Annotated in this window: 8 protein-coding genes; 7 read left to right on the forward strand and 1 reads right to left on the reverse strand. The window is 54.6% G+C overall.

Annotated features, from left to right (window positions below; genetic code table 11):
- Positions 1-4 precede the first annotated feature (4 nt).
- The 7 genes from AABZ39_13390 (at position 5) to AABZ39_13420 (ending at position 10045) form a co-directional block, all read left to right on the forward strand.
- Positions 5-853 carry an AraC family transcriptional regulator gene (locus AABZ39_13390; protein ID MEK6795769.1) on the forward strand — a complete coding sequence of 283 codons (849 nt, stop codon included), beginning with the start codon at positions 5-7 and terminating at the stop codon, positions 851-853.
- 107 nt (positions 854-960) lie between these two features.
- Positions 961-1233, forward strand: coding sequence for an alpha-L-fucosidase (locus AABZ39_13395; GenBank protein ID MEK6795770.1), 273 nt, complete (start codon positions 961-963; stop codon positions 1231-1233).
- Between the two features lie 69 nt (positions 1234-1302).
- Positions 1303-3000, forward strand: a complete 1698-nt coding sequence (locus tag AABZ39_13400; GenBank protein MEK6795771.1) for a hypothetical protein — start codon at positions 1303-1305, stop codon at positions 2998-3000.
- Between the two features lie 3 nt (positions 3001-3003).
- Entirely contained in the window at positions 3004-3909 is a 906-nt protein-coding gene (locus AABZ39_13405) for a sugar phosphate isomerase/epimerase family protein (protein ID MEK6795772.1), read from the forward strand.
- A 168-nt stretch (positions 3910-4077) separates the two neighbouring features.
- Complete coding sequence (locus AABZ39_13410; GenBank protein ID MEK6795773.1) at positions 4078-4545, forward strand: YhcH/YjgK/YiaL family protein; 468 nt, start codon at positions 4078-4080, stop codon at positions 4543-4545.
- Entirely contained in the window at positions 4542-8282 is a 3741-nt protein-coding gene (locus AABZ39_13415) for a LamG-like jellyroll fold domain-containing protein (GenBank protein ID MEK6795774.1), read from the forward strand. Before AABZ39_13410 ends, AABZ39_13415 begins: the two co-directional genes overlap by 4 nt.
- A gap of 92 nt (positions 8283-8374) precedes the next feature.
- Positions 8375-10045, forward strand: coding sequence for a hypothetical protein (locus tag AABZ39_13420; GenBank protein MEK6795775.1), 1671 nt, complete (start codon positions 8375-8377; stop codon positions 10043-10045).
- A gap of 18 nt (positions 10046-10063) precedes the next feature.
- On the opposite strand, the gene AABZ39_13425 is transcribed toward AABZ39_13420, so the two are convergent.
- Positions 10064-10408: hypothetical protein (locus AABZ39_13425; protein ID MEK6795776.1), on the reverse strand; the 345-nt coding region annotated here is incomplete at its 5' end.

Raw genomic sequence — 10408 nt, forward strand, 5'->3', positions numbered from 1 at the left:
ACGCATGAAACGGGACATGCTATCCAGCAATGCCGATGTTCGAAATACCGGCGTACCGATACAGATACGTCACTATCAGCGCGGGGCGCATCCCGAGCATGCACACGACTATCTCGAACTGATGATCGTTCTTGCGCCGAACGGAAGCCAGCGAGTGAACGGGCGCACATATCGCTTCGCGCGCGGACAGGTCTTCTGCCTCGGCTATGCCGATAAGCACGAGATCGTCGTCGATCCGCGGCGTCATTGCGATTTTTATAATATCAACTTCCATCCGGAGGCGGTGTTCTCATCGCCGAAAGGCGGCTACGAATCGCTCGGACTGCTTCGCCCGTTCTTTCTTCCCGAACAGGTGCCGACCATGATACTTAGTGGAGGACAGTTGAGGACCGTCATATCCCTCTGCGAGATCATGCTCCGCCGCGACGATGCGCCGGGAATATTTCACAGTACGGCAATGTCGGGGCTTCTGTCCGCACTGCTCTCGGCGATAGCGGAATCATCGCATGGTAAGCCGACTGATGACACGCAGGTGCTCCGCATCATGCATTACATCACGATGAATTTTAAACGCGCCTTGACCACCGCTTCGATAGCCGAACACTTTTCTTTGAGCCCGTCGGGGCTTTCGCACCTTATCAAGCGCAGCACCGATCTCACGGTAAAGACCATCCTGGTGCGGCGGCGCATCATCGAGGCGAAAAAGCTTCTTTCATCGACCGACCTCAAGCCGTATCAAGTCGCCGCTGAGTGCGGCTTTAACGATGCCTCGCATTTTTTCCATTGTTTCCGCGAGGACACGCATTGTACGCCGGAGGAGTTCAGACAGCGGGTTGTCAATCCGCCCCACTGAAATGACAACGATCTTTCTTGATTGCTGTACGTCGCGTATGCATAGTATAACCGCATCAATTGCTGCGTTCCGATGCTCTATCGGGCGCGCGGATGCGGAGTACAGCAATGTGGTTCAAAAAAAATTATCGCCGTGTGTTCCTCGATATGCACATCGATGACTGGAACGAAGAATTCCTGTCGAAACTTGATCCGAAAGCCGTCGTCGATACGATAAAGACATGCGGTGCGCAGCAGATCGTCGTCAAGGCGAAGCCGCATACCGGTCTCTGCTACTGGCCGGCGAGCGTCGGGCGCATGCATACGGGACTCAAAGGCCGCGACTATGTCGGCGAGATGATAGAACTTTGCCATGCCAACGGCATCGCGGCGATGGTGTAATACTCGCACATATTAGACAACTGTGCGTACGAACACCATCCCGCCTGGCGATGCGTATGTTCCGACGGCATGACATCGATGCAGGAGCCTGTCGATAGAACCAAGTGGGCTCGCGGACGCTACGGCATAGTATGTCCGAACAATAATGAATACCGCGCTTACGTGAAAGCGAATCTTACGGAGCTCAATGAGCGATACCGATTTGAAGGGATGTTCCTCGATATGCCGTTCTGGCCCGAGGTGTGCTACTGCGCGTCCTGCCGGGAACGATATTTCAAAGAGGCCGGTAAAGACATGCCGACCATCGTCGATTGGGGCGATGCGGCGTGGCTTTCCTTTCAGCGGTGCCGCGAGGCATGGCTTGGCGAATTCGCCGCGTTCTCGACACAATGCGTGAAGGCGGTAAGCCCGGCAGTTACCATCGAGCATAATTTTTCTATCGCATTTGCGCCGTGGATATTCGCCACCACCGATATGACAGCCGAGGCAAGCGATTACGCCGGCGGCGATCTCTACGGCGGCTATCTCGAACAGACGTTCGCCTGCAAATACTATCGGAACGTTTCTCGTGATCTCCCGTTCGCGTTCATCACCTCGCGCTGCGATCCGAACCTGAAATATCATACCTCGACGAAAACGGACGAGGAACTTATCCTCCACACGATGACCGCGCTCGTCCATGACGGCGCATTCTCGGTATGCGACGGGATGAACCCCGACGGCACGATCAACCCCGAATTCTATACCGGCACAATGAAACGCGTATTCGATACGACACGCGAGTTCGAGAAATACGTCGGCGGCGAACGCGAAAGCAATGTGTCGGTCTGGTTCTCATCATGTTCAAAATTCGACACTGCCGATAACGGCAAACGCGTTGATCTGAATTGCGGCAGGAGTTACATCGACGGCCCCATGAAAATGGCGGGCATCCTCCGCGAGAATACTATACCGTTCGATGTTATCGCTTCGAAGGACCTCGCCGCAGTCACCGATGACGTGCTTGTCATATCCGATGTCGCATCGATATGCGATGAGGAGATGGATGCGATAGAGCGATATGTGATGGGCGGCGGGAATCTCTATGTGAGCGGCCATATCGGGCACGCGCGTCTTGCCGAACTGATGGAAATAGAGCAGATAGGAATGACAGAGCATGATTTTACCTACATGAGCCCGACGGGAAATGGGATATCATCATTCGATGGTTTCAGCAGCACGGATCCGCTCGGCGTGGACGGGAAGCAGCACATCGTTTCGGTCAAAGGAGATTGCGATATAGTGGCGACGATCACGCTGCCGTACACGATGACGGGCACGCGGCAGTTCGCATCCATACATTCAAATCCGCCGGGCATACGTACCGATCATCCCGCCATGATACTGAAACACATCGGTAAAGGGAAGATACTCTGGACGGCGGCGGCCATTGAGACGGCAAAACCGTATATGAGCAGGCTGGTCGTCTGCAGGCTCATACGCTCATTGTGCGGTGAAATGAAATTCTCCTCGAATGCGCCCGCGCATGTGGAGATCGTCGGATGGAGAAAGAGCGGGAGGAGATACTTCGCCGTGCTTAATCAGCAGGAAACGATGCCCGTTGCGCCGGTCTATGATGTACGTATCAGCATTCCGGGAAAAACAGTAAGCGCACAGATACTCGGGACGAAAAGTGAATGCGCTGTCACGCGCGACGGTACGTGTTCGGTGATAGAACTGCCGAAGCTTGAACTGTTCCATGTGATAGAAGTATCGCACGGGGCATGACCGATGCCGCCATCGAAGACCGTAATGAAGGATACTCTCGCCATCCATGTGCAGGAACCGCACTATCGATTCGGCGCGCATCAATTTCTCTGGAAGGAGCGGTGGACGGACGACGATCTGCCGATACTGGATGCTGTGGCATCGCTTGATCTATCGCTCTTTGAAATATCTATCGGCGATGATATCAGCTTCGACCGCACGCGTGTGCGTCGTCATGCCGAAAGGAACGGGATAGAACTCACCGTCGGTCCGGGGAATTCCTGGCCGGCAGAGTGCGATATCTCCGATGACGATACGGAAAACCGCCGGCGCGGTCTTGCATGGCATAAAAAGAACATCGATATAGCTTCAGAGATGGGGGCCATCGCCTACTGCGGTGCTCTCTACGGACATCCCGGCACGGTTCGCAAACGCCCGCCTGTCCCGGCTGAGCTCCCGCGCACAGCGGAAAATCTGCATGTACTTGCGGAGTATGCGGCCGCACATGGTATTGCAGCGGTGATAGAACCGATGAGCCGGTTCAGGACGCATCTCGTATGCACCGCAGAGCGGGCGATAGAACTTGTGCGAATGGCCGATCACGAGAATATCAGGATCAATCTCGACACCTATCACATGATAACCGAGGAACGTGATTACGGAAAAGCGATACGCTCCATTCTTCCGCGCATCTGGGGGATACACGCCAGCGAAAGCGATCGCGGCGTTCCCGGCGGCGGTCTTGTCCCATGGCAGGATGTATTCCGTGCGCTCTCGGAGAACAATTCCTGCACGAATATACTTTTCGAGACATACAATACCGGCGGTGACCTTGGGTATTCGCGGGGAATATTTCAGGATCTCTGTCCCGATCCGCGGCGCTTTATTCGAGATGGCGCGGCATTCTTGAAAAAAATGATGCGTCCGTAGATCGGCATGGCAATTGTGTACTGCGATACGGGATCGAACGAAAGAAACGGACGGCATAGTATATTTTGCAAGGGGGTTTCGAGGCTCTTATAACGGAAACGACGCGTGGCATGCCCAAGCGGTTTGCGTTCATGAGCAACTGGTTGTAGAATGGCATGAGAGGATATTGTGATCATAGATGAGCTTGAAAACATATCGGCCATTCTGCTGATCCACCCGCGATTCCGGGATGCATTCGATTTTCTTGCTCGACCCGGCTTGACTTCACTCGCTTTCGGACGAACGAATATTGACGGCGATTCGATGTATGCGCTCCTCAACCGAGCCCAGGGAAGACCGCGCGCGGGGGCGGAGCTCGAGACGCATGAACGATACATCGACATACAGTATATCATCGAGGGCGTTGAGAACTTCGGCTGGTCGCCGGCTGGCGATTGCAGTAGTGTATCGAAACCGTACGACAGTGAGAAGGATGTGGCGTTCTTCAGCGATGAGCCGCAGTTCTTTTTTCCGATCCGCACCGGTCAATTCGTTGTTTTCTTCCCGGATGATGCGCATATGCCGGGGATCGCGGATTCGGTCGTTCATAAAGCTGTCGTTAAGTTAAAGATCCGAACAACAGGAGGACATGCATGAAACAGGGTACACATCTCATGTTATTGATCTGCATCGCTGCGGTATCGCTTTTCACCGCCGACGGACCTATTGCCCGCTGGAGTTTCGATGAGAGCGGCGGGACCACGGCAAAGGATTCCATCGGCGATCTTCACGGAACGGTGCGGGGGAAAGCCGGTTTCCAAAAGGGCAGGTTCGGGAATTGTCTCTCGCTGCCGGGCACGGCTGAATCGTACTTCGACCTCGGCGCGAAGTCCGAGGGGATGACGCTCACGTCTTCGTTCACGTTCACCCTCTGGACGAAGAGCACCGGTCGCGGCATCAATTGGCCGACATTACTGCGCAAGGCGAAGAACCCCGACGGCAGGAATTATATGCTTTCCGTTAATCCGGACACGGGGGCGCTTTTTTTTGGATGCAATTTCGAGAACGGCACCGCCCTCAATGGCGTTGGTGCAACGAAGGCGTTCGACGGCGAATGGCATCACATTGCTGTTGCGTTCGATGCCCCGAAAAAGATATTGTCGATCTTCGTTGACGGGGTGCTCGATAGATCGTTCACAACCCCCTCCGATACGCTTGTCGCTACGGCTGAGCCGTTCTCTATCGGTCAATACGCCGCATGTCTCATCGATGAAGTGAACGTGTACGATCGCCCGCTCTCCGCAGCGGCAATAGCCGATGATCGTTCACGGGTGATCGAGGAAAGCACCGCGGAGCCGCGTTTGGAGAAGGCGGGGTCGGGAATGAAGCGCATACTGCTCGATTATTCAGGCGCGGCGATGGATGATCTGTGGAAGCTTGATCTTTATCGGAAAGGAGTGACCGCCGCACTATCGTTCTCAGGCGGGCAGGAGAACACGCTTCATGCCGACTACCATTTCACCAGCGCTGTCGACGACAAGGGGGGTGCGGTGTATGTGCGTCTGACGCGGACGGATGTTTTTCCCGAGCAGCGCGGCATATCGTTTGCTATGGAGTCTTCGCCGCGGGCGGATCACTATATGCGCATCGCTATGGCGGACGGCCAGGTCTTTCAAGCGAAGGTCATGGTCAATGATACGGCATGGAGCGCCTATGAGCTCCCGTTCGACACGGCTCATTTCAAACCTCATGCAAGCATCACGGACGGGATAATGCGCTTTCCGGTGCGTACGATTACCATCGATACGTATAAAGGCAAGATCGAATCCCCCGCCAGATGTTCCATAAAAAATGTCGCGGCCCTTGTGACAGAAATACGGCCCGAGATGGAGGCGCATCTTTCCATAAAGATCCCCGGTGCCGGCGGCATTGTTTTTATCGGTGAAAAAGCACCGGTACAGATGCGCGTTGCCAATAGAAGCGAACGCGCGCGCGAATTCGTGCTTTCGCTTACGCAAAGCGAGGGGAACGGACGCGTGAAGAAAACAGATTGGAAGCATTCACTCCCCCCCGGCGCAAGCGATGAACGTTCGATACAGATCTCAACTGATGAGCCGGAGTATACCGGCATGACGGCTGTGCTCAATGAGAACGGGAAGGAGATCATGCGTGTCAGGGGCGCCGTTGCGGTCGTGCATAAGCCGAAAAATTCCGGTTCATTCGATTCGCAAAGCATGTTCGGTATATCCCAGACTGCGGATAGACTGCCGGAACTTTTAGCGCCAATGGGCTGCAAAATATTCAGGGCCATTATTCTTCCCGGAAGCCATTCATGGGATGGGATCGACAGTATGGTCGGCAGGATGCGCTCGAACGGCATACAGGTTGTGCTCTGTCCCGACGTGCGTGAAGTTCACGGTTTCGATCTGCTCGGATGCTCGAATGTAAGCGAGCTTATTTCTCCGGAACACATCGGCAAATGGAAAACCTACATCAAGACTATCGTCGAACGATACAAGGACACGATAGCCGGGATCGAAATATGCAACGAGCCGAACGGGCAAATAGGCAGAAATCTTCCTTTTGAAGATTTTACCGGTGTGTATGCCGCGCTGCTTAAGACCGCGTATGATACGGTTAAATCCATCGCTCCGAATTTGCCGGTACTGGGAATAGGAGATTCAGGGATCAATGAAGGCCGGAACGGGAATTACGCCTACTTTGAACGGGTGGCGCAGAAGGCTGGCGATACGATCGATATATGCCCGTATCATGTGTATCTTTGGAACAACGGTATGTGGAGCAAGATAGGGGATGACAGGCGACGCACCATTTATCCTGATGAGCCGGTGGAAAATCAGAGCATCAGCTATTCGGGTATTCTTACGCGTGCCGGTGATATTCTCGTATCCAATCGCGCCCCAAGGCGGTTTTGGGTGACGGAAACCGGTTATACGGTTTACCCCAGAACGGATGACCCGCTTGAGTGGAGATCATACGCATATGCCGCAGCGCTGGCACAAACGTATATCGTTGGGGGAACTACACCGGGGGTCGAGAAATTGTTCTGGTTCACTGCACATTGGCATCCCGGGCATGTCTCTCCGGACAGTGAATTCTGGGGGGAATACAATCTCTTCGGATGCAATTTCCCGCTTGAGAGCAGGCAGTGTCTGGGGCCTTATTTCCCCTATCCTGCAGTGAGTTCGTATGCAACTACCGCCTACGAACTGCATCACGCGAAGTTCATTCGTACGCTCGATACACCGTCACCCGTGCGTGCGCATCGTTTCGATCGCGAAGATGATAGAAGCGTGGTCGCACTTTGGACGCGGCACGATATCCCATTTCGTATGGAGGCAAAACTCCCTGCAGCTGCAAAAGTCGTATCGATGTTCGGGAACACTATCGGCGGCACGGGCACATTCGCCCATACGCTCGACCGCGGTCCCGTATACATTTCCGTGAAGCGAAGCGAAGCGGACATGCTTGAGCAGGCGATACTGCGCGCTCAGATAAAGCCCACAGCGCGATGCATCATACGCAATGCCTATCTTGCATCGCTTACTGATGCGGTGCTTGTCATTGATAATCCGTTCGAGGCATTTGCAGCACAGGTGCGCGCCGGCGGCAGCGAGCGTTCTGAATCGATAGCCGCGGGGGCGCAGCGAGTGAACATTGCGCTTGCGGAAGCGGCAAGTCCCAAACGCGATGTACGGATACAATTCTCTGCGGGCGATTTTTCAACGAACATTACGCTCAGCGCTTCGGGCATTCTCGCCTGCCGATATATCGCATCAGCGGTCGCCGATGGCGATCTTTCCGAGACCGCGGATCTCGCCGAACTGCGGATCGATACGCGCGAAAGCGTTCTTCCGAAAGCAAATACCTGGCGCGATGCCGCAGACTTGAGCGCGCGCGCATTCTTCGGATGGAACGAGAACGGTCTCTATTTTGCGGCAACGGTGATCGATGATGTTCATTCCGCGGCCGATGACAAGATGGGCGATTTCTGGAAGTCGGACAGCATTCAGATAGCCATCGACAGCGAGGGTGATTCGGCGCGCGGGTATGATGCGAACGACCGGGAAATAGGCCTTGTGCTTGGTGCATCCGGCGCGCATGCGTACCTGTACCGCGGCGCCATGAGCGAATTGAAATGCGACGTTCACACTGCACGAAAGGATGGCCGCACCGTGTACGAGGTTTTCATGCCATGGAAAGAGATGGGGCTTTCCGCACCGAAAGCGAACACGGTCATGCCGATGAATTTCATCGTCAATGAGAACGACGGCAGGGGGCGTACACAATGGATGGGGCTTACGCCGGGCATCGGAGAGGCGAAGGCCCCGCAGTATTACAAGCGATTCGTCCTCTTGCCGCAGAGAAATTGATGTCGGCGTTCGATCGCGTACTGCAATGCACAGTTACACACCAATTGTTTTTCCGGTGTTACTATTGTTCTTAATAATACGAGGAGATGCGCATGAAAGCCCCCTATAAAGTGCTTTTCAGCAATGACACGACAGGGCTCTCGAACTGTAAAAGCCCCTATAATCCTCACCCGGCGTTCAAGCAGGATGAAGCGACCGGGGAGTGGATATATAACGAGGTCGGTTTTTCGAAAGAGATACTCGAGGCAAGCGTGGATGAGACGGCGGGACAGGGCATCGATGTCCATCTCCTGCAGCCCGGCGTGGGCTGGGTGCCGTGGTGGAAGAGCCGTGTGTACCCCTTTGCCGAACACATCGAATTCATGAAGGAGCGCACCGGCATGGACCCGTCGGTCAACGCGTTCGCGAAATTCATGGCCGACGGCGGCGACATGGTGGATGTGTTCGTCAATCGCTGCCGAAATAAAAAACTCACGCCGTTCATCTCAATGCGATTGAACGACTCACATGGTCATGAATATCTTCTTGCGGAGCCGAAAGATATTCCGAGCCATGCCTGGCATTGTTTCAGCAAAATACACATCGAGCATCCCGATTGGCGCATCAGCCGGGATATCGCCGATTGGAACGGCAGGGTGCTTAATTGGGCTATCCCTGAAGTAGTGGATTTCAAGTATTCATATATTGAAGAGATATGCGAGCAGTACGACATCGACGGCTTTGAACTTGACTTCATGCGGCACAACCGCTTTTTCGATGAGACGGTGACGCCGCTTGCCGAGCGAAGACGCATCATGAACGCATTTATCCGCCGTGTCCGCATGCTGCTCGATAGGACTGCGAAGGCCGGGAGGCGCCGCTGGCTCTGTGTCCGTGTACCGGCGTATCTGAAGCTGTATGACGACCTCGGCATTCATCTTCCCGATTTCGTACGCGAGGGCGTTGATATGGTGAATGCGTCCTACAGCTTTTTCACCGAACAGCAGGGCGATATCGGGGAGATACGGACCATGATACCGGAGGCATCGCTCTATGTGGAAATGTGCCACACTACATCGATGGTCAATTGGCGGACGAAGATCGGGTATGATGCGATCGCTTACCGTCGTACGACGGCGCGGCAATACTGGACGACGGCGCATCTTGCCTATGCCAGGGGTGCCGATGGGATGAGCACATTCAATTTCCAATACTATCGCGAACACGGTACGGGACCGCGCGGCCCGTTCCATGAACCGCCGTTCAGTATGCATAAAAAACTCGGCGACCCGTCAGCCCTCGCCAGCGAGCCGCAGCATAATTTCATCGGCGCGACATGGTATGACTGGGCCGCCCCGTCGCGGCAGCTCGATCATCGCGGGAAAATATCGACGTTCCTGCCCGGCGAGACAAAACGCTTCGAGCTAGCTATGGCGCCCCCGAAAGGCGGCTGGAAAAAAGGAGGGATTCTCCGCATTCAGTCACCCGTATCGTTCGATTCCGCCGAATGGGATGCTGTGTACAACGGCGTAAAGCTTGCGCGTACCGACGAACGCGGCGAGCCGTACGATAATCCCTATCCGAACCTCCTTGGCGATAATGAAATGCATCGCGCGTTCATACTTCCTGCAAGCGTACTGCGTGACGGGTTCAATACAGTGGATATAACCTATGTGGATAGATCTCGATCGACAGCGGCATTGAATCCGATGATCACGCCGTCGGTCACCGATAAGAAAGCAGAGGCGGCGTATCTATCCTTCATCGATGCTGCGGTCGAGTGATACGCGATGTATGCCGTCTCACCTTCGTGAACAATAGGCGTCTATCTCTTCCCGTGCAATAGCCACCCATTGGGGTATGCGACGCGTATCGTTCTGGACCGTATGCGTGTCTTTGAGTATTATCTCGAGGGTAAGCGTTCCGGCTATCGCCAGGGTTTTTCTGATGTCTTCGTGTATCTCGTTTTCATTGAACTGCGCGCACACCATCGTTGGGTTCGGTTTGCGGGAGAAAATGTACTTTGTGCCCATTTTGGCAGCGCACACATCCTGGTCCGCCCACGGCGAGACGGCAATGCGCCTGAGCGTCTTCACGGTAAAAAGCGCATCAAGCCGTTTGTCGAGCGGTTCGCAGCAGCCGTATGA

Source organism: Spirochaetota bacterium, from assembly GCA_038043445.1.
Lineage (GTDB): Bacteria > Spirochaetota > Brachyspiria > Brachyspirales > JACRPF01 > JBBTBY01.